The organism is Asticcacaulis sp. AC402, from assembly GCF_000495835.1.
In the GTDB taxonomy this organism is placed as follows: Bacteria; Pseudomonadota; Alphaproteobacteria; order Caulobacterales; family Caulobacteraceae; genus Asticcacaulis.
This window is the reverse complement of the sequence record NZ_AWGC01000014.1, coordinates 226,652-250,167: the sequence shown is the minus strand read 5'-3', so window position 1 is coordinate 250,167 and position 23,516 is coordinate 226,652. Positions and strand designations below refer to the sequence as shown.

Here is a 23,516-nt window from a genome sequence, read left to right as displayed (position 1 = left end):
CCGCCCTGGCCAGCAGGGCGCCGGCGCGCGGGCTGGCACCGACGCTGAGCAGCGGGGCATCGCGCGTGGCGCGCACCAGGGCGACGATATAGTCGAGATTGGCCGGGTTCAGTTTCACAGCTGCCACGGTGCCGATGGCCATCGCCAGTTCGGCGGACGACAGGACGGCAGAAACCCCGGCGGTCGCCGGATCCGTCGCGGCCGAGGCATTGCCCGAACTGTCGATGATCCGCCTTTCCTCGTCGACCGACGGGTAGCCCAGAACGTGCTTGAACAGGAAACGATCCAGTTGGGCTTCCGGCAGCGGATAAGTGCCCTGTTGTTCGATCGGATTCTGGGTGGCGATGACCGTGAAGTGGCTACCGAGGTCGTGGCGCACGCCGTCCAGGGTAACGTGTCGCTCCTGCATGGCTTCCAGCAGGGCGGCCTGCGTCTTGGGTGGTGTGCGGTTGATTTCGTCGGCGAGCAGCATGTCACAGAAGATCGGCCCCTTCGACAGGCTGAAGGTCGAGGTCTGGAAGTTGAACAGGTTCGACCCCAGTATGTCGCCCGGCAGCATGTCCGGCGTGAACTGAATGCGGCCGAAGCGCAGCGACAGCGCCTGGCAGAAGGTTCTGGCCAGCAGGGTCTTGGCTGTGCCCGGCGGGCCTTCGAGCAGGATATGGCCGCCGGAAAACAGGGCCGTCAGCAGCAGGTCGACGGTGTCGTGCTGGCCAACGATGACCTTGGCGATTTCAGCCCTCAGGCGCTGGGCCAGGCTTTGAATGTCAGATATGAGCACGTTCGATCTCCGTCTTCCAGGCGTGCAGTTTGAGCGTCACGTCGATGAGTTGATGGACGGTGGCGACACGCGCCGCCTTGTCCTTGAGGTCCAGATAGCTGTCGGTAGAGCCGTGGGTTTTACCGATCCGTTCGGCCAGGTCATCCAGGCTTTGCGATGGATCGACCTGCATAAAGCCCTTGCTGCGGATAACCTGGTCGCGCACCAGGGCGGCGTAGGCCGGTCCCAGCCTGGCTTCCTTGAAGGTGACCGCCAGCAGGCGTGCGGCATTATCAGCCAGGGTTTTCACGCCGCGGCCCAAAGGCGGGCCGGCCGGGGCTTCCTGCGCAGGACCGAAGCGGGCGAAGGCCGCCCACATCAGGGCCAGGCCAAGAATCAGAAGGGCCAGGGGTAGGGCCAGGAACGGCGGACGGCTCAAGGCATGCAGCAGATCGCGGTCAAAGCTCAAGCCGTTGAAGGTCATATTGAACACCACCTTCGACGATTTTTTGTCGCCGGGGGTGACGTTATCGAGCAGTTCCAGGGCGGCAACCACTTTTTCGGGTTTCGCCAGGATCTGATTGTTCAGCAGATCGGGGTCGCTGAGCACATAGACCGGAACCGTGGTCGAGGCACCACCGGCGATGACAACGCGTGAGAGCACGGGTCGGCCGTCCGCCGCCACCAGCACCGGCACCAGATTGGGACCGGAAATGCTCTGCAGGCCAGAGATCTTGCCGAAGCGCATGGGGGTCAAAAATTCAGCCTGTCCTGGCACCGGCGTCAGTACTACGTCACTGTCGACCGGCAGGTCGGGATCGCGTTGCGTCTGTTGGTCCGTAGGGCGATAGTTGTTCGGGCTTGGCTTTTGCGGCCTTGCCGGCGCCGGACGAGTGAGGCGTGAGATATCGTAGGTGACGACCGTGTAGCTGTAGGTGACATCGTAATCGACATAGGTTTCGCGCCCGTCCACCTTGAGCGGACGGACGATCTTGTCGTCCGCGTCGTACAGAGTTTCGGTTTCGGTCACGGGCGATAAAAGCTGCAGCACGTGGGAAATCTCACGCGCCGCCCGCAGTTGCGGCCCCTGGGACCAACGCGGGTTGCGCGGATAGGTACGGGCATCCCACTTGGGTGCCACAATCAGCACCGCCTTGCCCAGCGGCCTGTACAGGATGTGGTTGGCCCGTTTTGGATCCGGCACCATCCCGGAATCGGCCATGGCACGCAAACGGGCCATTTCGCGCTCCGCATTGGGATTCGCAACGCTGTCCGAAGCGGCTGACGACTGCGACGAGGAGTCGTTCTCCTGCTCTTCGAAGGCGTCGAAGCCCGCCAGGAACAGATCGCCGCTGTTATCCAAGGTGATGATTTCCAGGTCGCCGCGTTCGGCCGGACCCGTATCCTCGAAACGGTTGATGACGGTATAGTTCCCGTCGGCGTCAAGCAGCCGGCGAAGGCCCTGGAAGCCCTGGGCCGATACCGAGGTCGGCAGCGCCGATTGTGGGCTTTTCGGGTCCGACCCGACCTGAAACAGCACCAGAGCGGCGATGGCGAACATCGACAGGCACAGAAACAGGGCGACGGCCGGCAGCCAGTCTGACATCTTGCCGGAGGTCAGGCGTTCGCCCCCAGTCTTTACCCAGTTCTTCACCAGGGTCTTTCTCTTCGCCGTTTTCGTCATTGGGGCCATCAGGCAATGCCCTCCGCCGCAATGAACTCCACGTAGGCCTGACGGCAGGCTTCAAAACCGGCCTTGCCAGCCGGAACACCGGCGAAATAGCTTCGCTCCACCCAGGCCACGATCTTTTCGAAAGCAGCGCGTGCTCCCGCGGGAAGCAGCGGGTGCGAACAGATATCGCGCGATGAATAGTGCAGCCGCACGAGGTCCGGACGGAAATTGTTGATGTCGGCAACCGAACGGACCAGCAGCAGGTGGACGGCCTCATCATACAGCCCCTGAGCAGCCAAAGCGTCGATATCGTGCAGCAAGGCGACAACGGCGGCCTTGGTTGGACGCCAGGGCTGATCGGCCTTGAGGTGATCTCGGGCGAACAGACGCTCAAACCGCGAAGCTATGAACATCCGCACCACAGGTGACAATAACAAAAGGATAATGGCTATACCCAGCGCGTACAAAAGATATGGCATGATTGGCGCCAGGGGCGCGAGCAGTTCCGCTGCCCCCTTAAAGAGATTGCCAAGGCCTTCGAGGAATTTGTTCCAGCCTTCCAAGGCCTTGGGATCGATCTTGACCGCGTCGACGAAGGTGGTCTGCAGATCGTTGCGCTTGTTGGCTGTCTCGATCAGGTCACGGGCGTGCTGAAGGCTGGCATCACTCCCTGAGGGCACGCCAGAGGAACCGCCGGGCGCAGGGCCCGCGCCGGTGCTGTCAAGGCTGGCTGCGCCGGAATCGGGCACGCGTCGTAACTCCCCCACTTCAAGTTGCGAAGAGTAGGTTGGAAAGCCGGGCAAGGTCAAGCCACAACGCAGCAGGCCCATTTTTTCGCACGCTGCGGACGGACAGGGCGCATGTTGGGCCAAAAAGCACCAAGCGACGCTTCACGCGCCGCGCCTGCAGTTACCAGGACGCGCTTTGGGGGGCGCACAAGGACCATGGCAGACGGGTCGTCATCTGCGATATCAATCCAGGCCAAATAAACCATGTCGTCAGCCGCGCCGCCAAGGCTGGCGCCCCTGCCCCCAAAACCTGTTTAGCATCCGACTTCGACCGCATGGTTCGTGAAACCAAGCGCGACGCGGTCATGGCCGAGGCCATTCTGGACGCCGTCAAGCGCACCGGCGGCCGCGTCCGGGTCAGTTTCAACCACCGCTACGCGCCGTTCCGCAGCCAGATCAAAGAGATACTCATATCTGGCGCCATCGGCGACATCCTGTCGGTCGACTTCCATTGGCTGATCAATACCGTGCACGGCGCCGACTATTTCCGCCGCTGGCACGGTAACACGTCGATCTCCGGCGGTGTGATGGTCCACAGGGCAACGCACCCTTTCGACCTTGTTAATTGGTGGCTGTCGGACATGCCGGTGACCGTCACCGCCACCGGCAAACGCGACGTCTATACCCCGGCCATGGCGAAGCTTAGCTAGGTCGGGTCCCCATGAACGCGGCCAGACCTGTCCGGAAAAGGCCGCCTGCACTTTCAATCTCGATCTGGCTGGCAATCTCGATCTGGCTGGCAATCTCGATCTGGCTGGCGATGCCGTCATGCTGGCCGATGTTTTCGATCCCGGCGCACCGCCCGATTCGCTGCTGCGGACAGGCGAAGAACGCGGTGGCGCTGCCTCCATCATGATCGGAATCGCCGCCAATCGTTGTTTCGAAACCGGTCAGCCGGTGCGCATTGACAGCCTTGTTACGGGCTTGGGCCGCCCGCCTACCCGGGCGTTCCTGGACACGATCAGCCTACGCCGTCAAACGGCAGTGTGTAGCCGTTATGCAACGTATTGTGGCGACTGTGTATTCCGGCCAAAGTCATGCTGGCGTGGATAACCTCGTCATGTTAGCGTTACCGACAATATTATAAAAAGGCTGAGTCGGCCGTCTCCGCGGCGACTACAAGCCTTGTGTTTGGGAAGACATCGCGGAAGGGCAATAACCCCCATCGCTTTATTCGATTGCTGCGGACCCGTGCGCCATTGCGTTCATGGGTTCGCGGTTCAGTAGCTGTACACCTGCATGACTGACGCCATTAAACAGGCGCAGCGGCGGGGAGCAGAAGAGTACCCTAAAAAAACCTATGTTGGGAGGACTACCATGACTAAAACTGTATCGCGTAAGCGGAGCAGCGGTGTGCTGCGGGCTGCGTTCCTTAGCGGCGCATCCACTCTGGCCCTGTGCGCAATCGCTGCACCGGCCTTCGCGCAGGACGCCCCGGCGGCTGCCCCGGTCGACGAAGTCATCACTGTGGTGACGATCCGTGGCTCGCTTCAGCGTTCGATGAATATTAAGAAGAACGCGACCGGCATCGTCGACGCCATTTCGGCTGAAGACATCGGCAAGTATCCGGACACCAACCTGGCCGAATCGATTCAGCGCATTCCGGGCGTCTCGATCAATCGCGTCAACGGCGAAGGTTCGGAAGTCACTGTTCGCGGTTTCGGCCCCAGCTTCAACCTCGTGACCCTGAACGGCCGCAGCCTGCCGACTGCCAATATTCAGGTTGTGGGCTCTGACACCGGCGACTTCGCCGGCGGTGGCTCGCGTAACTTCGACTTCGGCAACATCGCTTCGGACGGCGTTTCAGGCTTCGAAGTCTACAAGACCGGCCGCGCCAACATCCCATCGGGCGGCCTCGGCGCCACCATGAACATCAAGACCCTGCGACCGATCGGCAAGAGCGGCGCCACCGGCTCCATCACGGTCAAGGGCCTGCATGGCGACAATATGGTCACCGGCGACGAATGGACACCGGAAGTTTCCGGAGCCTATAGCTGGGCCAACGACTCGAACACCTTCGGCGTATCTCTGTTCGGCTCGGTTTCCGAGCGCGACGTCGCGACCCGTTCGTCGACCCAGAACTCCTGGAACATCGACTACTTTGCCGCTCGCCCGGCCGGTTCGACCGCCTCGCTGTTCCTGCCCAGCAGCGCTGGCCGTTTACGCTATGACACGAACGGCGTCTTATTGACACAGATCACCAACCGTCCACCCGACGATGCCCTGGTCAGCTATCCGAACGATAGCCGCTACCACTTCTCGGAAAACCACAGCGAGCGCACAAACATTCAGGGAACGGTGCAATGGCGCCCGACCGAGAGCCTGTTGTTGACCTTCGACGCGCTGTTCGCTACCTCCGAAGTCTCCGAACAACGTAACGACCAGACCAACTGGTTCAACCGTCCATTCGACAAGATCACCTTCGAAAAGGGTGAATCAGGTGTTTACAACGCCGTTTATCTGGAAGAAACCCTGTCCGGCACCAAGGACATCGGCTTCGAACAGCAGATGCGCGCCACAAAGGATACACTGACCTCGGTCGGATTCAATGCCGCCTGGGATATCTCGGACCGCATGAGCCTGACCTTCGACCTCGCCCACTCCAAGGGGGAAGCCCTGCCAAACAACCCGAATGGCTCGTCTTCGACCATGGTGTCGATTGGTGCCCCGGTCGTCCGCACCCACTCGGTTGACTTCCGCGGCGAAGTGCCTGTCCAAAAGTACACCGTTGTTGACTGCGCTGCCCAAAATGGCCGCGGTAACTGCAACGGCAAGCTTGACGCCGGCGACCTGGGTTCGCAGGTTGCCCGTACAGCCACCAACAGCCAGACGCACCAGATCGACGAAGCCCGTGTCGACTTCACCTATGACTTCGACGGCGAAAGCCGCTTCGACTTCGGGGTCGACTGGATCAAGTCGGAAATGACCACCACCACCGGCAGCACCTATCACGCGCTCGGCGACTGGGGTATTTCGAACCCTGGCGACGTGGCGCAATATGCCCCGGGTGTGATTTCGACCTTCGACCTCGGTGGTCTTTTCCAGGACTTCACCCCCGGTCAATCCAACATCGCTTTCCGTGGCGACGCCATCGAGCTCTACAGGAAGCTGGCGGCCGGATACAACCAGCCTATTCCGACGGCATCCATCACCGCGAACACAATCGAAGAAGACATTAAGTCGGTCTACGGTCAGTTCACGATGAAGGGCGATCTGGTCGGTTTCCCGACCACGGTGGTCGCTGGTATGCGCTATGAAAAGACCGACGTGACGGCGTCGGCCCTTCAGAGCATTCCGACAGCCATCCGCTGGACGGCCGACAATGACTTCGCGACCAACTTCGGTACCGGAGTCGCGACCTTCGCCCTGGAAGCTGACTACGACAACTGGCTGCCGAATATCGACGTCGTGGTCAACCTGACCGACGACATCAAGGTACGCGGTTCGTATTCCAAGACGATTGCCCGCGCACCCTACGGCAGCATGTACGCCACGACGTCTGTCGGCACGCCGCCGCGTCCAACCCTGAACGGCGTCAACCCGACTGCCACCCGCGGCAACCCGGCCCTGCTGCCGTTCGAGTCTTCGAACATCGACTTCTCGGCCGAATGGTACTACGCCCCGTCGAGCTATGTTTCAGCAGGCTTCTACAACAAGGACGTGGCGAACTTCATCACAACCGGCCGCGTTCAGGCCAATCACTTCGGCCTGCGTGACCCGTCGTCGGGCGCCAACGGTTCGCGTTCCGGCAATGCCCGGGTTGCACTGGGTGAAATCAGCCAGAGCACGACGGACGTGAACCTGTTCACCATGACGGCCCTGCTGATCAAGCACAGCGGTAATGCCACGGCTGCGAAGACCGAGTACCAGGCCAATTCCACGGCCGGAAACCTGAACCAGGCGTTTGTCGACCAGATTCTGGCCGCCTACGACATCGTTCCGGACTCGAGCGATCCTCTGTTCGTGTTTGAAACCAACACGCCGCAGAACTCGCGCAGCGGCAACGTGCATGGTACGGAATTTGCCTTCCAGCACTTCTTCGGCGACACGGGCTTCGGTGTTACGGGCAGCCTGACCACAGTTTCCGGAGATGTTAATTTCGACAATTCGGCGCCTCCAGGCACCACGCAGTTCGCACTGCTGGGTCTGTCGAACACTTACAACGTCACCGCAATCTACGACAAGGGTCCGCTGTCGGGTCGTCTGTCCTATAATTGGCGTGACGAATACCTGGCTGGTACCGGCCGCGACGGTGCAGCCGGAAACCCGACCTACGTCGAAGAGTTCGGCGTGATCGACCTGTCGGTTAACTATCAGATAACACCGAGCATCCAACTGTCCTTCGAGGGCCTCAACCTGGGTAAGGAGCACCTCCGCACCCATGGCCGCGACAAGGTCAATATCTACTACGCTCAAGAACTGGACTCGCGTTACCAACTGGGCGTGCGTTACAAGTTCTAAGTCTTGGGACGGTTCGCCGTCACGGGAAAGGCCGCGGTTCGCCGCGGCCTTTTTCTTTTATTTGAAACCCGGCACAACCGGGCTAATCTTTCAGAATCTTCTAGTTACTCCTTAAGTTCGAAAGCCTGCCGCCATGCCTAACGCCGTTGCCCTCGACAATGTCCAGCACCACGACCTGAAGGTCATCAGCGGACACGGACCACAATACGGCGACGCCATCAATGAAGTCGCGGTCTTCTGCAACGAGTTCGCCGAGGTTCAGCGCGAATATCCGATCTACTTCCGTCGCGACGAACGCGGCGGCCTTCAGGCCTACGCCCTGCTGGGGCTTGACAAGGGTGAGAACCTGTTTCTCGACGAGGGTACCTGGCAGGCACGCTACATCCCCGCCATGCAGGACCGCGGTCCGTTCATGATCGGCTTCCGCGAGCGCGAAGACGCCGGCGAGGTCAAGCGCGAGCCCACCATGGCCGTCAACCTGGACGATCCTCGCGTCAGTCACGACGAAGGCCATCCGCTTTTCCTGCCGCAAGGCGGCAATTCCCCGCATCTGGAACGCCATGCCCGGGCGCTGCGCACCATCCACTCCGGCGTCGAGCAGAGCCGCGGCATGTTCAATGCCTTTATCCAGGCCGGGCTGATCGCCGCTGTCCAGATTGAGGTCAAGCTGGACGACAGCACTGAGTACAATATCCCCGAGATATTTTCGATCAGCCAGGAGGCCTTGAATAAACTGGATGGCGCCACTCTGGAGCGCCTGAACAAGCAGGGCTATCTCGGCCTTGCCTACTATGCACTGGCCTCTCTCGGTAATGTCCGCCGGATCATCGAGATGAAGAACCAGCGCCGAGCGGTGCTTGTCTGAGCCGAGGCCATGCCAAACATCACCAGAACCACACCGATCACCGCTGGCATCTCACCGGACTCCCTCCCTTTCGATGACCTGATGGCTGGCCAGTCTCCGGTCATCCTCGCGGGCCTGGCGCGCGACTGGCCGCTCGTCCGCGAAGGCCGGGTATCGGCGCGCCGTGCTGCTGATTATCTCAAGACCTTTTACCAGGACAAACGCGTTGTCGGTTACACCGGTGCGCCGGAGATCGGCGGTCGTTTCTTCTACGATGACGATGTCAAGGGCCTGAACTTCACCGCCGAACGCGTGGCGCTTGACGAATTCCTGGAACGAATTCTGAAGCATGCCGGCGATCCAGCGGCACCCGCCTTCTATATCGGTTCGACCGACCTGAGCATCTATTTGCCGGGCCTGAGCGACGCCAACGGGCTGAAACTCGACCACCCGATGTTCGCCCACAACCTGCTGCGCAGCATCTGGATCGGCAACCACACCACGGCGACCTGTCATTACGACATGTCTCACAATTTAGCGGTCTGCGTTGCCGGCCGCCGCCGTTTCACCTTGTTCCCGCCCGACCAGGTCCAGAACCTGTATCCTGGACCGTTGGAGCCGACCCCGGGCGGCCAGGTCGTCAGCATGGTTGATTTCCGCAACCCGGATTACGATCGCTACCCGCGTTTTCGCCTGGCCGAGGCGGCTGGTCAGGTCGCCGAAATGGAACCTGGTGATGTTCTGTTCTACCCCGCTTTGTGGTGGCACCATGTCGAGGCGCTGGACGATTTCAACATACTCGTGAACTACTGGTGGAACACGACGCCTGTCTATATGGACACACCGATGACCACTCTGCTGCACGGCATCTTGAGCCTTCGCGACAGGCCGGACACCGAAAAGCAGGCCTGGCGCGAACTGTTCGACTACTACATTTTTGGCCCCGCCGACCGTTCGAGGGAGCACTTGCCGGAACATGCCCACGGCAATCTGGGACCACTGGATGAGATAAAGGCGCGACGTCTTCGCGCCACATTGCTCAACAAAATGAACCGATAAAAGAACAAACTGTTGGGAGAGACCCTATGGAAGGTCATGTGATCAAGCGGGTCGTCATCGCTGGCGGCGGGACGGCAGGCTGGTGTGCTGCCGCCGCACTGAGTCGGTTGCTCGGCCCGCTTCTCGACATCACACTCGTCGAGTCGGACGATATCGGCATTGTCGGGGTCGGTGAGGCAACCATCCCAACGGTAAGAACCTTCCATCACCTGCTGGGGATCGACGAACGGGATTTTTTGCGCGCCACAAATGGCACTTTTAAACTGGGCATCGCGTTCGAAAACTGGGCCCGGCCCGGCGACCGCTATATTCACGCGTTCGGAACGGTCGGCAAGTCGAGTTGGATGGCTCCGTTTCACCATATCTGGCTTCAAGCCCGCTCCGATGGTTATGGTGGCGAGTTGTCTGATTACTGTTTGGAATTGCAAGCGGCAGAGGCCGGCAAGTTTCAAACTTCGGAAAAAAGTGGTCTCAACTACGCTTACCATTTCGACGCCGGCCTATACGGTCAATTCCTGCGTGGCCTTAGTGAAAAGCACGGGGTCAAACGGGTTGAGGGCAAGATTTCCCAGGTCGAGCAAGAGCCGGAATCAGGTTTCATCGCGGCCTTGCACCTCGAATCCGGCGAGGTTATCGAAGGCGACCTGTTCATCGATTGTACCGGCTTTCGCGGCCTGCTGATCGAACAAACACTGAAGACGGGTTACGAGGACTGGACACACTGGCTTCCCATGAACCGAGCGGTGGCGGTGCAGACCCAGTCCCTCGGCCCGCTCAATCCCTACACCCGAGCCATAGCCCACGATGCCGGCTGGCGGTGGCGCATCCCATTGCAGAACCGCGTTGGCAACGGCCTGGTCTACAGTAGCGCCTATCTGTCGGACGACGCGGCGCACGAGCAGCTTATGGGGGCGCTGGACGCTCCCACTCTGGTCGAACCGCGCCAGATCAAGTTTGTCACCGGCCGGCGACGGAAAACCTGGAACAAGAATTGCGTGACTCTGGGCCTGTCGAGCGGATTTATCGAACCGCTGGAATCGACCAGCATTCACCTATTCCAGATCGGCGTAACGCGTCTGATCCAGATGTTCCCGTTCAATGGTATAAGTCCATCCCTGATCGATCACTTCAACACCTTGTCCGCACAGGAACTGGAGATGGTGCGCGACTTCGTCATCCTGCACTATAAAGCCAATCAGCGCGGCGAAAGCGGCTTCTGGCGCGACCGCCAGACCATGTCGGTGCCAGACAGTCTGATGCATCGTATCGAGGTCTTTGCCGCGGAAGGCATTGCCTGGCAGGCAGGTGGCGAACTCTTCCGCCTCGATTCCTGGCTTCAGGTCATGATGGGCCAGAGGATCGAGCCGCGTGGCTGGCACCGGCTGGGGCAACTCATGAAGCGCCCACAGGCCGAGGGTGTTTTCCGCGATATGAAGGCCAGTATTGACCGCGCCGTGGCGGGGATGATGAGCCATGAACAGTTTGTTCGGCAGTACTGCGCTATGCAGGAAACTGCCTGAAGCGGCTGCGATGAGCCTTCAACTAAACAGGTAGGCCGTGGTATCGGCGATAATCTGGCTCAGGTCCTCGCGGTTGGCGCCGGCGCGGGCGCGCATGCCGGTATTATACCAACCCTCGATGACCTTGACTCATCGCGGGTTGGCAAGCGCGACTGCGCGCCCGAGCTTTTGCGAGGAGCCATGGGGGGCGCCTAGTCCGGCGCTTGAGCTGAAAAAATGCGAATACGAAGCGTCATTCCTTATGAGGCTTGGTATTTGCCGTCAAACCCACCATCATCTGCGACAACACTTTCGGATCCGCCTTAGGCTTCAAATCGCCGTAGCGCTTGGCGCCGGTAAAGGTGTCGACCATGATGTCGAAACAACGCCTTACGATCGACAGCAACGTGCATGCTTCGCCGTTGCAGGTCAGGACCTTGTCGAGTTGCTCATTGATGCGCTGGCGGTAGAGGTCCATGGACTTGATATGGAGCTGTTCCTTGTCGCCGACCGCCCCGGCAAGGCTGGGCCGGCTGACGTCCGTCGTCGTCGCAATGTTGTCGAGCGAGGTTGCGGCAAAGCCGCGTTCCCAGAAGATTTGCAGCACTTTTTCCAGCACGGCGTCAGGATCGAAGGCGCGCGCACGGCCACGACCGCGTTTGGCCCTGATGCAGGCCTTGGCGTCCAGGGCGTCACCGGCACAAAGCATGGCCTCGCCTTGACCTCCCATATCTGCGACAGTTTTCACATCGTCCATTACGACGCCAACTCCTGAACGCAAGACATCCTGCTTGTGCTGACAGGTTTCGACGAACCGACCGTTTGTTGGACACAACCTTACCGCCGTTCCCGATCCTTGGCCAGAGATCAAGAGCGGCGGTGGCGTTCCAGCCAGTCGCGGGCCAACTCCGGCCACAAAGTATGGCTGCCGTCATGATCGCGCAAGGCAAAACCATGGGGCGCCTGTCCGAAGATGTGAGCGTCCAGGTCCAAGTTCAGGTCGCGCGCCGACCGGATGAAATTCAGCGCATGTTCGACAGGGACAGCCGTGTCGTGAAGGGCATAGGCCAGAAAGACCGGGCATTTCGGAATGCCGTGCGGCTCGGCGGCAATGCCGATCGGCCAGGCATCATAAAATGCCTGCTTTTCCGGCGGCGGGAAGTCGGCCTTGCCGGCCGGTGCCTTGTAGTCCTTATGGTTAGCGTTGACCGGGGCATAGGCGATGATCGCGCCCCTGAGATTCAGAGGCGTCTTTTGACAGGCCAGTGTGCCGGCCAGGTGCCCGCCCGACGACAGGCCGACCAGAAAGAACGGCAGATCCCAGTCGCTTAAGGCCGTCATCGCCCTAAGGCCGTCCCGCAAAGCGATATCGCAGGGCTGGACGCTGTCCTCGTCAGTGGCGCCTGGCAGGCGGTGGGCCAGGACATAGGCGTTGTAGCCGAGCGTGTTGAGCCACCGCGCGACGTCGATGCCTTCTTTCTCGAATACCAGCTTCAGATAACCACCACCGGCGCAGACCAGCGCCATGCCTTTGGGGTTTTCGATCTCGAAGCCGTGCAGTTCGCAGCGCGTGACGTCGTCAAGCGTGCGGTTGGAGGCTTCACCGGTCAAGACGATGGGTTCGCCGTGGCTTAGGGCTATGACCGTCATTATTCCTCCAGCACGTCACCGGTTCAGCCGTAAAGGCCGCCGGTGGGAACCGGCGGCCCGTCGCCCATTAATCGAGGCGGACAACGACGACGGACTTGGCCGGAATGTCAAGCGTCAGGGTCGAGCCCTTGACCTTGCCGCCCTTGTAGTCAACCGGAACCACCTCGGGCTTGGCGCCCGGGCGGTTCAGCGAATCCATCTTTGGGGCCGTTAGCACCTGACCGGAAACGCCCTTGGCCTTCAGGCTGGCCAGGTCGATGCTGAGGTTCAGGCCGTCGATCGGGTTCATATTGGCGATGCCAATATAGACATGACCGTCCTTAGCCTTGGCAGCCGAGGCATTGAACGACGGGATGGTCTTGCCGCCCAGGGTGTAGGCCGGGGCCTGCACGTCCAGCGGGATCATGGTGGCGTCCTGGAACGGCACGTACATCTTGAAGGCGTGATAGGTCGGGGTCAGCGCCATCTTGTCGCCGTCCGTGAGGATCACGGCCTGCAGCACATTTATCGTCTGGGCTATGGCCGTCATCTTCACCCGATCAGGATACTTGTGGAAGATGTTGAAGTTGGCCGCGGCCAGCACACCATCGCGCAGGGTATTGAGCTGATACAGGTGGCCCGGATTGGTGCCCGGTTCGACATCATACCAGGTGCCCCATTCGTCAACATAGAGCGCGACCTTCTTCTCCGGGTCGTACTTGTCCATGATGGCGATATGCTTTTGGATGAAGCCATCCATCCGCATGGTCTGCGCAAAGGTATCGACCCATTCCTGCTGCGTGAACTTGATGGAAGCGCCCTTCTTGCCCCAGTCACCGGTCGGAAGCGTGTAATAGTGAAGGGCGATGGCCTCCATGCGGTTGGGACCGATGTTCTTCATGACCACTTCGGTCCAGTTGACATCGTCACCCGCCGGGCCGACCGCAACACGGGCGGCAGGATTGTCAGCGTTCTTGTGGAAGAAGGGCGTGTACTGGCGGTAAAGATCGGAATAGTACTCAGGCCGCATTTCGCCGCCGCAGCCCCAGGTCTCGTTGCCGAGGCCGATCACCGGCACCTTGAAGGGCTTGTCGCGGCCGTTGCTGCGACGCTCCTGGGCCAGGGTGTCCTGGCCCGGCGACGTCATGTACTCGATCCACTCCCGCATCTCCGTCGGACTGCCGGACCCCATGTTGATGTTGACATAGGCGTCAGCACCAACCTGCTCGGCGAAATCGAAGAATTCGTGCGTACCGAAGTGGTTCGTTTCAGGCGTACCGCCCCACCAGTTGTTCTTGCGCGACGGGCGCTTGTCGCGGGGGCCGATGCCGTCGCGCCAGTGGTATTCGTCGGCGAAGCAGCCGCCCGGCCAGCGGATCAGGGGCACGTGCAGGTCCTTCAACGCCGCGACGATGTCGTTGCGGATGCCGCGCGTGTTGGGAATGGCTGAGTCTTCACCGACCCAGGTACCGCCATAGATGCCGGCGCCCAGGTGCTCGGAAAACTGACCGTAGACATATTTGTTGATGACGGCGCCGGGTGCGTCTGATTTCAAGGTAGCGGTAGCTTTTACAGTGTCCGCCTGGGCAAGCGGTGCGGCGAACATGACAGCAGCCACGCTGGCGGCAACCAGCAAGGATTTGGCAAACATGGGTGTCTCCTGCTCTCTCGATTTTTTTGTAGGACAATTGAGGCGTCTTACGGATAGCAGAAAGGGTTTCGGGCCGTCAACGATCAAACGACAGGGGAAAGCGCGGCTTTTAACTCCGACAAATAGCTTCTTGCATCGATAGTCGGCCTGACTGTTTCTCACCTCCACCGCTTGCGGGGGAGGATAAGATTAAGCGGCCTGAGTCGCTTGGGCCTTCGCTTCGCGACGGTAGCGGTGCAGGACGAACTCAGTGTAGCCGTTCGGTTGGACGCGGCCCTCCAGCACCAGGTCGCGGGCGGCGCGGAAGGCCAGGCCGTCGCAGGCCGGGGCCATCGGGACGTAGGCCAGGTCGCCGGCGTTCTGGCGGTCGACCACCGCTGCCATATGGCGAAGGCGCTGTTCAACTTGATCTGCGGTAATGAGCCCGTGGCGCAGCCAGTTGGCGACGTGCTGGCTGGAGATGCGCAAGGTGGCGCGGTCTTCCATCAGGCCGACATCGTGGATATCCGGCACCTTGGAACAGCCGACGCCAAAGTCGATCCAACGCACGACATAGCCCAGAATGCCCTGGAGATTGTTGTCCAGTTCCTCTTCCATATCGGCTTGCGACGGGTATTGCGTCATCACCGGCGGGGTCAGCAGGTCGTCCAGCGAAGCCGGCTGGCGCTGGCGCAGTTCGGCCTGGCGAGCGGCGACGTCGGTCAGATGGTAGTGGATGGCGTGCAGCACGGCCGCGGTCGGCGAGGGCACCCAGGCCGTCGAGGCCCCTGATTGCGGGTGGCCGATCTTCTGCGCCAGCATGTCGTTCATTCGGTCGGGCGCCGCCCACATGCCTTTGCCGATCTGGGCATGGCCCGGCAGCCCGCAAATCAGGCCGGCGTCGACATTGGCGTTTTCGTAAGCGCTGATCCAGGCGGCCTTTTTCATATCGGCCTTGCGGACGACGGGGCCGGCTTCCATGACCGAGTGGATCTCGTCACCGGTACGGTCGAGGAAGCCGGTGTTGATGAAGAAGACCCGGTCGGCGGCGGCGCGGATACAGGCCTGAAGATTGACGCTGGTCCGGCGTTCCTCGTCCATGATGCCAATCTTCAGCGTGCCGTGCGGCAGGTCGAGCAGCGCTTCCGCGCGGGCAAAGGTCTCAACCGCAAAGGCAACTTCCTCCGGGCCGTGCAGCTTCGGCTTGACGATGTAGGCGGAGGCCGCGCGCGAATTGGCACCGCCGTCGTGGCGCGCGATCAGGGCGGTGACGATCAGGTCGACCAGGCCTTCGGGCACGGAGGCCCCCTCACCGTCCAGCACCATGTCGCTGTACATGTGAAGGCCGACATTGCGCGCCAGCATCAGGCTGCGACCGTGCAGGGTCAGCGTGGAGCCGTCCGGCGCCGCATAGGTCCGGTCGGGGTTCAGCCGGCGTTCCATCGTCCGGCCGCCCTTGGTGACGGCTTCGCTTAAACTGCCGCGCGTAAGGCCCAGCCAGTTCCGGTAGACAAGGACCTTGTCGTCGGCGTCAACGGCAGCGACGCTGTCCTCCATATCCATGATGGTCGACAGGGCGGCCTCGACGATGATGTCGGCGAGACCGGCGGGGTGTTTGGCGCCGATGGCGTGGTTGCGGTCGATGACCAGTTCCAGGTGCAGGCCGTGATGGCGCAGCAGGATGCCGCCCGGGCAATGGCCGGCAAACTGCGACGGGTCAATCAGGGCAACCGGGCCGCTGGCTGTATCGGCGGTCAGAGTATCGCTGGCGTGGTAGGCGGTAACCTCGGCGTGGGAAGCACCTTGCAGCGGTGCAAAGGCGTCCAGCCATTGCCGCGCCTGATCCTGGACCGTGGCGCCGTGCCGGGCGTCGTAGGTGCCGCCGGGCGGTTGGGAACCTAGGGCATCGGTACCATAAAGGGCGTCGTACAGGCTGCCCCAGCGCGCATTGGCGGCGTTCAGGGCGTAGCGCGGATTGGAGACCGGAACGACCAGTTGCGGGCCGGCCAGGCGGGCGATTTCGTCGTCGACATTCGTCGTCGTGACCTCGAACGGTTCGGGTTCGGCCGTCAGGTAACCGATATCGGTGAGAAATGTGCGGTAAGCCGTCGGGTCGACGATCGGGTGAACGCGGTGCCAATTGTCGAGTTCGGCCTGCAGCTGGTCACGGCGTCGCAGCAGATCGCGGTTGCGGCCGGCATACTCCGTCAAGAGGGTGGTCAAAGCATGCCAGACTTGCGTCGTCTCGATGCCGCTGCCGGGGACGGCGTCCTCGGTGATGAAGTGGTGCAGGGTTTGAGCGACCTGATAGCCGTTGACGGGAACAAAAGTCATGGCGACCTCCTTTGATACGATCTCCGTCGCATGCGGGAGGTGCCGGTGAAGAGACTTTGGGCTGGGCTCGCTCTGTCTCGACGCGCGTCGCCCAAAGAGGGCTCGCTTGCTCGACACCTCCCCCGCTTGCGGGGAAGGATAGTCAAGAATAAGCCGTCGCGTTCAATGGGTCAATTTTTCTGAAAATTATTTCCAAAAAATGGAACAATTTTCAAATATCTGATTTATTGTGACTTTTCGTTTTCCACTACCAATTCCACATCGTGCCGTCTTCGAGACGGGCGACGGGAAGTTGAGCCGGTTTGTAAGGATATCTCGCCGCCAGGGCCTCGTCGATATCGACGCCGTGGCCCACCACTGCGCCCGGATGCAGGCGGCCCTTGTCGAAGCTGTAGGCGTGCGGGAAGACCGCGTCGGTCTCTTCGGTGTGGCGCATGTATTCCTGGATGCCGAAGTTGGGCACCCACATGTCGAACTGAAGCGCCGCCCCCATGGTCACCGGCGACAAATCCGTCGCCCCATGCGAACCGGTGCGCACCTGCCACAGGGCGGCGAAATCGGCCACACGGCGCAGGTGCGTGATGCCGCCCGAACCGACGATCGTCATGCGGATGTAATCGATCAGCTGGTTCTGGATCAGGTCCTTGGCGTCCCAGATGGTGTTGAAGATTTCCCCCACGGCCAGCGGCGTCGTCGTATGCTGGCGGATATGCCGGAAAGCTTCCTGGTTTTCGGCCGGGGTGATGTCCTCGAGCCAGAACAGGCGATAGGGCTCCAGGTTCTTGCCCAGTTGCGCGGCTTCGTTGGGCGTCAGGCGGTGGTGGCCGTCGTGCAGCAGTTCATGGTCGTTGCCGTAGTTCGAGCGCAGGGCGTCGAACAGCTTGGGGCAGTAGTCAAGGTACTTCGACGTGTTCCACACGGTTTCGGTCGGCAGAGTCGCATCGGCCGGTTCGTAATGCAGGGTGCCGCGGCCGACGCCATAGGCCAGCTTGATGCCGGGAATACCCGATTGGGCGCGGATGGCCGTGTAGCCGAGGTCGATATATTGGCCGACGGCGTCGATTGTACCTTCGAGGTCGGCACCGTTGGCGTGGCCGTAGACCAGGACCGAGTCGCGCGATGCTCCACCTAGCAGGTCGGTGATCGACATGCCGGCCATCTTGCCCTTGATGTCCCAAAGGGCCACGTCGACGGCGGCGATGGCGCGCATCGTCACCGGCCCGCGGCGCCAGTAGGCGCCACGGTAGAAATACTGCCAGGCGTCTTCGATACGGCGCGGGTCCTTGCCGATCAGGGCCGGAATGACGTGCTCTTCCAGATAGGCCACCACCGACAACTCACGGCCGTTCAGGGTGGCGTCGCCGATGCCGTAAACACCCTGGTCGGTCTCGATCTTGAGGGTGACGAAATTGCGCCCCGGACAGGTGACGATAACTCTCGCGGCGGTGATCTTCATAGGATGACCTGTGTTCGTTCGTTGTGACATTGGTCTGACCTCTTAAACGCACGGACGCATTTTTCAATGGCTATTCGTGCCTGAGAGTCTTTCCGGGCAATGAGCCTGCCGCTTTCCAGGTCAAGCCGGCGACGGTCACGACGGAAATCAGCAGCGCCACGCCGGATCCGGCCAGGAAAAAGGCCGGATAGAGTGGGACCCGGTCGTCGAACCGGCGCAGCCAGTGGTCCAGAACCCACCACGCGACGGGCCAGGCGACCAGGTTCGCCAGAACTACGGGCCGCAGAAACTGCGTCACCAGCAACCAGGCGATGCCGGGCCGCGAGCCCCCCATGGCCTTGCGCAATCCGATTTCCACCGCCCGGGCCGACGTGCTGAAGGCGGCCATGCCGTAGAGGCCGATGACTCCGATCAGCCCGACCAGGCAGGCGCCCATGACGAACAGCCGCGTCATGCGGCGGTCGGCCTGGTAATAATGCTCCAGCGCCTCGGTACCGGACGTCAGGTCGAGCGGAACATCGGGCGCCAGTTGCCGCCACACCGATAACATGCGCGCCCGCATGACGTCTTCGGCCACGCCCTCGTACCTGAGAATCGTCGACTGTTTTTGCTGCATCTGGGTCATGGAGTAAAAGACGAGCGGAACGATCGGGTCGGACGGAGGGCCGAATCTTTGATCGTCAACGACACCGACAATGCGAAGGGTCCTTTTCGCAAAAATCAGGTCCTGCCCCAGGGCAACCTCAGGTGAGGAAAAACCATAGGCCTGCGCGGCGCGTCGATTGACGACGACGTTCATGGTCAGCGGCACCCGCATGGACGCCTGGACGGCCTCTACCGGCACCTGGTCGTCGCGGGTCAGGACGCGGCCTGCGAGGAGCCTGGTGCTGAAGACTGAGAAGTAGTGTTCACCGATCATGAGGACGGTGGCATCAACCGGTTGCGCGCCCGGCCCCGGCCGTCGCATAGGTGTCAGACCCCATTTGTAATAGGCCCCCGGCGCAACGCCGCTGCTCAGCGATACCACATTGGGCAGCGCGACCCACTGCGAGGTAATGGCGCTGATCTTGCCTGGGTCGAAGGTGACCCCGTTCAGGGCATTGGTGATCAGGAGCCCTTCACGTTCGAAGCCGAGGTCGGACGTCTGGACATGGCGCAACTGCGTCGCAAACCCTATGACGACGATCAGGAAGGCCGTGACAAGGGTAAATTGCACGAAGACCAGTATTTCACGCAACCAGATGGCCAGGCGGCCACCGGCTGATGTTTGCGTTGACGCAAAGACGGCCGCCGGCCTGTAGGCCGCCATCAGAAAAGCCGGATACAGCCCAGCCGCAGCGCCGCACAGAAGCACCGCCGCCGTAACCCCGGCGAGGAAGGCCCAGGAATGGAGATAGTCGAGACGTAGCGACATCCCGCCCAGATCATTGACGAAGGGCAAGGCCAACTCAACGAAGCTGAAGCCCAGTACCACCGCCATCAGCGACACCAGGGCCGCCTCACCCAGGAACTGTACCCGCAACGCGCCCTCAGTCGCGCCCAGGGTGCGCCGCAATGCGGCTTCGCGCGCCCGAACCATCGTGCGGGCGGTTGCCAGATTGAGGTAGTTGAGCAGGGCTATGGCGAAGGCCAGAACGCCGAGCGTTCCCAAGGCCAGGACGGAGGCTACCGCCTTGCGGTCGCTCAGGTGTTCACTGGCCAGGGGGACGAGGCGCAGGCGCAACCGCTCGTGGCGCGGAAGGCCGGGGTATTCGGCATCGAGAAGGACGCTGCGACCGTTGCCGTCGACGAAGGCGTCCAGGCGCACATTCACCTGGGCCGCCGGTTTCGCGCCGTTCAGCAAGACGAAAGTCCGGTGTTCGCTGACATCCCAATTGTCCCAATGGGGAAAAACGGCGGCTCTTTGCGGCGTCAGGAGGCGTAGGAAATGAAAGCGCAGGCTGGAATTGGGTGGCGTGTCGGCCAGGACAGCCGTCACCGTATAGCCGCGCCAGACGGAGGTGCCCTCTGGTACGTCAAGGACACCGACTATCAGATCGCGCAACAGGATCTTACGTCCGACGACGTCGGTATGACCGAAGTATTTGCGCGCCTTGGACTCGCTGATCACGATCGAATCCGGCGTCAGGGCCTTGTCCCTTTTGCCCGCAATCAGCGGCAGGTCGAAGACATCGAAGAACTGGGCACTGACGAGGTATTCCTCCTCCTCCACCGGTTCGCCATCATGCTGGAGAATGGACCAGGTCGTGACAAGCTGGGTCGACGGGGCTTGCGGCACAGCCGCGCGGACGGCGTCCAGGGCGAGGCCGGCGCTGGCGTAGCGCGGTTCGCCCTTGCCGTCCCAAGCCCGTTTGACTGTGCTTATCTCGTGGATGCGGCCCGCATTCGGCATCCAGGCGTCAAAGGTGGCTTCATGGTGGACGTACAGGCTTATGACGATGAAGACGGCGATACCGAAAGCCAGGCCCAGGACATTCAGCGCTGTATAGAGCGGGTGCCGCGCCGAGGTCCGATAGAAGGCGAGCAGGAAGGACCGCAACACGTGGTTATACCGCCCGCGACACGGACAGCAGCAGACGCCCGTCCAGCATGTCGACCTGACGTGACGCCTGGTCCGCCTGGGCCCGCGAATGCGTCACCATGACGATCGTCGAGCCTGCGGCATTCAAACCTTTGAGGATCGACATGATCTGGGCGCCGTTTTCGCTGTCCAGGTTGCCGGTCGGTTCGTCGGCAAGGATCAGGTCGGGCGAACCGGCAATGGCGCGGGCAATCGCCACACGCTGTTGTTGGCCACCGGACAGCTGGTTCGGAAAGTGGCGCGCCCGGTGCGCCAGGCCCACCCGGTCCAGAGCCGCTTCGACCAGGGCCTTGCGCTTAGCCCTAAGGTCCTTGCGGTACAGTACGCCCAGCTCGACATTCTCCTGCACCGTCAGGTCGTCGACCAGGTTAAAGCTCTGAAACACGAAGCCCAGATGGCGGGCACGGAACTCGGCCAGTTTCGCCTCATTCAGGCGCGTCAGGTCTTCGCCGGCGTAGTGGTAGGTTCCCGTGGTCGGGCGGTCGATCGCGCCCAGTATGTTCAACAGGGTCGACTTACCACAGCCCGACGGACCCATGATCGCCAGAAACTCACCCGCAGCGATGGACAGGTCGATGTTGCGCAGGGCTGCGATCTGAACCTCAGCAGAGCGATACAGGCGGGTGATATTTTTGAGATCGATCATGAAGACGGGGCACCGGCAGCGACAGACAATCAGAACTATCACGGCGTGCGCCAAGGCGTAAGCCAGGAGCTTTACCCGTTGACGTGACCCGGCGGAGACAAACGTCCCCGCCGCGATCAGTCCCCCTCCCGGCGCCCCCCGCGGGAAGTCCGGACCACCTCAGCCCCACAGGGGCGGGGGCGAGGCGTCCGGATACGATTATAACTTACCACAGGTTTTACAATTGACATAAACACCAGATTTTATTTGACTTTTTGGAACTTCTGCGCCATTTTAGGGTCATCATCGACCCCTCAAGTGTCCGAAATCGAACATGTCTGACTCCCGCCGCAAAGCCCTGTTTCTAGATGATGACGCCGATATCCTGGCGGCGGGTGGTCTGGCCCTGCGCCGGCATGGCTATGACATGACCGGTGCCCAAACCCCGGACGAGGCCCGCGCGCACCTGGCTGACCAGACGTTCGATATCATCCTGCTGGATCTCAACTTTCGCCGCGGCGATACGTCGGGCGAGGCCGGACTGACCTTCCTTGAGGAGCGTAAGCGAGTCGATCCGCACACGCCCATCGTCGTCATCACCGGCCACAGCGGCCTCAGCATCGCCGTTCAGGCCATGCGTCTGGGGGCCGAGGACTTTGTCGTCAAGCCATGGCACAATGACCGGCTGATCGCCACACTGAATGCCGCCATCGAACAACCGCGTGTGGCGCCACCGCCTCCGCCGCCGGTTGACCTCAATCTGGAACGCTCGGAACGGGAACTAATTCGCGAGGCGCTGAACCGCCACGCTTTCAACATCTCCCATGCCGCCAAGGAGCTGGGTCTGACGCGCGCGGCGCTATACCGGCGGATGGAAAAGCATGGTCTCTAAAAATGGGCTTTAGCGGCTGGATCCGTCTCGGCGGGGCCCAGGCCGGCGTCTTTGTCTTTGGCGCCCTGTGCTGGGCCGCCGCCGGCGCTGGCCATGTCGCCACCGCCCTGGTCTGCGCCGTCGCCGGCCTGATCCTGATCAATATCCTGCTGCTGAACCAGCGCCGCCGACAATCTCCGGTCCAGCGCGCGCCCGACGCTACCTTCGCCTCCGAACAGAGCCGTCGCCGGCTTGGCGCCCTCGTCGACGAAACCCCCTCCCCCCTGCTGCTGCAGGAGGAGGACGGCCGGCTGATCGCCGTCAACCGCGCCGCCCGCCAGATGTTCGACGTCTCGTCCGAACTGCCGGTGGCCACGCGCTGGGCTCTTTTGGGGCCGGGCGACCGGCTGGACAGCCTGCGCGGCCAGATCGACTGGGCCGGCGGCCGTTACGCCATCCATAAGGCGCGGCTGGACCACGCCCTGCTGGCCATCCTGATCGACATCACGCCGGAAGTCCGCGCCGCCGAGGCCTCGGCCCTGCGCGACCTGCTCAAGGTGCTGAACCACGAGTTGATGAACGCCTTGACCCCGGTGGCTTCGATGAGCCGCAGCGCCCTGGAGCTGATCGATGACAATACGCCCGAAAGCCTGGCGACGGCGCGCGGCGCGCTCCGCACCGTAGTGGCGCGGACCGAAGGCCTGGTCGGGTTCGTCGATTCCTACCGCATCCTGACGCGGCTGCCGCCGCCTGACACCCGACCCATCGCGCTGGGGCCGTTCGCCGACGAAGTCGCCCGGTCCTTCCGGGCGCAATGGGACAGGCACGGCGTTTCCTTTGAACTCAGGACCGATATCGCCGGCGCCATTGCCGTGATGGACGCCGAACAAATCCGGCTCTGCCTGACAAATTTGCTGAACAACGCCGCCGAAGCCGCCTTCGACAGTGCCCAACCGCGGGTGCGGCTGGCTCTGACCCTGGCCGGCCACCAGGTCGAGGTCGCCATCGAGGACAGTGGCCGCGGCATCGAAACGGCCATGGCCGAGACCATCTTCCTGCCGTTCTACACCACCAAGGCCAATGGCACAGGCGTCGGTTTGAGCCTGGCACGGCAAATCCTGCAGGGCCACGGCAGCAGCCTGGTCCTGCGGCCGCCAGGCGAACTGGGCGGGGCGCATTTCTGCTTTGCCCTGCCGCGTCCGGCGAATGCTGCCAATCCCTGGGAAGCCAACTGAACCAGCCTTTCCGAAGGTTTACCGGCGCCCTCCGGCATAAGCGTAAAAATCTAGAGCGCAATCCGATAAGGT

At 61.7% G+C, this 23,516-nt stretch carries 17 protein-coding genes; 7 read left to right on the top strand and 10 right to left on the bottom strand.

All coding sequences use genetic code 11. From position 1 onward, the window contains the following. The 3 genes from ABAC402_RS29650 to ABAC402_RS29640 form a co-directional block, all read right to left on the bottom strand. Nucleotides 1-781: MoxR family ATPase (locus ABAC402_RS29650; protein ID WP_023449382.1), on the bottom strand; the 781-nt coding region annotated here is incomplete at its 3' end. Continuing rightward, a complete protein-coding gene (locus ABAC402_RS39215; protein ID WP_155847362.1) occupies nucleotides 768-2,444 on the bottom strand; it encodes a hypothetical protein in 1,677 nt (558 codons plus the stop codon). The genes ABAC402_RS29650 and ABAC402_RS39215, both read right to left, overlap by 14 nt. 8 nt (nucleotides 2,445-2,452) lie before the next feature. Beyond that, nucleotides 2,453-3,181: a hypothetical protein gene (locus ABAC402_RS29640; protein WP_023449380.1), complete on the bottom strand. Its 729-nt coding sequence runs from the start codon at nucleotides 3,179-3,181 to the stop codon at nucleotides 2,453-2,455. A gap of 314 nt (nucleotides 3,182-3,495) precedes the next feature. Here ABAC402_RS29640 and ABAC402_RS40675 point away from each other — a divergent pair, with 314 nt between their 5' ends. From ABAC402_RS40675 to ABAC402_RS29615, 5 genes are all read left to right on the top strand, one after another. Continuing rightward, nucleotides 3,496-3,870: a Gfo/Idh/MocA family oxidoreductase gene (locus ABAC402_RS40675; protein WP_023449379.1), complete on the top strand. Its 375-nt coding sequence runs from the start codon at nucleotides 3,496-3,498 to the stop codon at nucleotides 3,868-3,870. 667 nt (nucleotides 3,871-4,537) lie between these two features. Further along, nucleotides 4,538-7,681 carry a TonB-dependent receptor gene (locus ABAC402_RS29630; protein ID WP_031235526.1) on the top strand — a complete coding sequence of 1,048 codons (3,144 nt, stop codon included), beginning with the start codon at nucleotides 4,538-4,540 and terminating at the stop codon, nucleotides 7,679-7,681. 133 nt (nucleotides 7,682-7,814) lie between these two features. Next, nucleotides 7,815-8,546: a SapC family protein gene (locus tag ABAC402_RS29625; protein WP_023449376.1), complete on the top strand. Its 732-nt coding sequence runs from the start codon at nucleotides 7,815-7,817 to the stop codon at nucleotides 8,544-8,546. A gap of 9 nt (nucleotides 8,547-8,555) precedes the next feature. Beyond that, nucleotides 8,556-9,584, top strand: coding sequence for a cupin-like domain-containing protein (locus tag ABAC402_RS29620; RefSeq protein WP_023449375.1), 1,029 nt, complete (start codon nucleotides 8,556-8,558; stop codon nucleotides 9,582-9,584). A gap of 26 nt (nucleotides 9,585-9,610) precedes the next feature. Beyond that, nucleotides 9,611-11,104, top strand: coding sequence for a tryptophan halogenase family protein (locus ABAC402_RS29615; RefSeq protein WP_023449374.1), 1,494 nt, complete (start codon nucleotides 9,611-9,613; stop codon nucleotides 11,102-11,104). 232 nt (nucleotides 11,105-11,336) lie between these two features. Here ABAC402_RS29615 and ABAC402_RS29610 read toward each other — a convergent pair whose 3' ends face one another. The 7 genes from ABAC402_RS29610 to ABAC402_RS29580 form a co-directional block, all read right to left on the bottom strand. Then, nucleotides 11,337-11,840: a TetR/AcrR family transcriptional regulator gene (locus ABAC402_RS29610; RefSeq protein WP_052025295.1), complete on the bottom strand. Its 504-nt coding sequence runs from the start codon at nucleotides 11,838-11,840 to the stop codon at nucleotides 11,337-11,339. A 110-nt stretch (nucleotides 11,841-11,950) separates the two neighbouring features. Continuing rightward, entirely contained in the window at nucleotides 11,951-12,733 is a 783-nt protein-coding gene (locus ABAC402_RS29605; protein WP_023449372.1) for a S9 family peptidase, read from the bottom strand. A 67-nt stretch (nucleotides 12,734-12,800) separates the two neighbouring features. Beyond that, entirely contained in the window at nucleotides 12,801-14,363 is a 1,563-nt protein-coding gene (locus ABAC402_RS29600; RefSeq protein ID WP_023449371.1) for an alpha-N-arabinofuranosidase, read from the bottom strand. Nucleotides 14,364-14,552: 189 nt separating this feature from the next. Beyond that, a complete protein-coding gene (locus tag ABAC402_RS29595; protein WP_023449370.1) occupies nucleotides 14,553-16,676 on the bottom strand; it encodes a malate synthase G in 2,124 nt (707 codons plus the stop codon). A 247-nt stretch (nucleotides 16,677-16,923) separates the two neighbouring features. Beyond that, nucleotides 16,924-18,132, bottom strand: a complete 1,209-nt coding sequence (gene manD / locus ABAC402_RS29590; protein WP_023449369.1) for a D-mannonate dehydratase ManD — start codon at nucleotides 18,130-18,132, stop codon at nucleotides 16,924-16,926. A 70-nt stretch (nucleotides 18,133-18,202) separates the two neighbouring features. Next, entirely contained in the window at nucleotides 18,203-20,674 is a 2,472-nt protein-coding gene (locus ABAC402_RS29585; RefSeq protein ID WP_023449368.1) for an ABC transporter permease, read from the bottom strand. A 4-nt stretch (nucleotides 20,675-20,678) separates the two neighbouring features. Next, nucleotides 20,679-21,359 (bottom strand): ABC transporter ATP-binding protein, encoded by a 681-nt coding sequence (locus ABAC402_RS29580; protein ID WP_023449367.1) that lies wholly within the window; start codon nucleotides 21,357-21,359, stop codon nucleotides 20,679-20,681. A gap of 313 nt (nucleotides 21,360-21,672) precedes the next feature. Between ABAC402_RS29580 and ABAC402_RS29575 the strand changes: the two genes are divergently transcribed. Continuing rightward, the gene (locus tag ABAC402_RS29575; protein WP_023449366.1) at nucleotides 21,673-22,230 is read left to right on the top strand and encodes a response regulator transcription factor; all 558 of its coding nucleotides are present in this window, start codon (nucleotides 21,673-21,675) and stop codon (nucleotides 22,228-22,230) included. A 2-nt stretch (nucleotides 22,231-22,232) separates the two neighbouring features. Next, nucleotides 22,233-23,444: a PAS domain-containing sensor histidine kinase gene (locus ABAC402_RS29570; protein ID WP_023449365.1), complete on the top strand. Its 1,212-nt coding sequence runs from the start codon at nucleotides 22,233-22,235 to the stop codon at nucleotides 23,442-23,444. The last annotated feature ends 72 nt before the right edge of the window (nucleotides 23,445-23,516 follow it).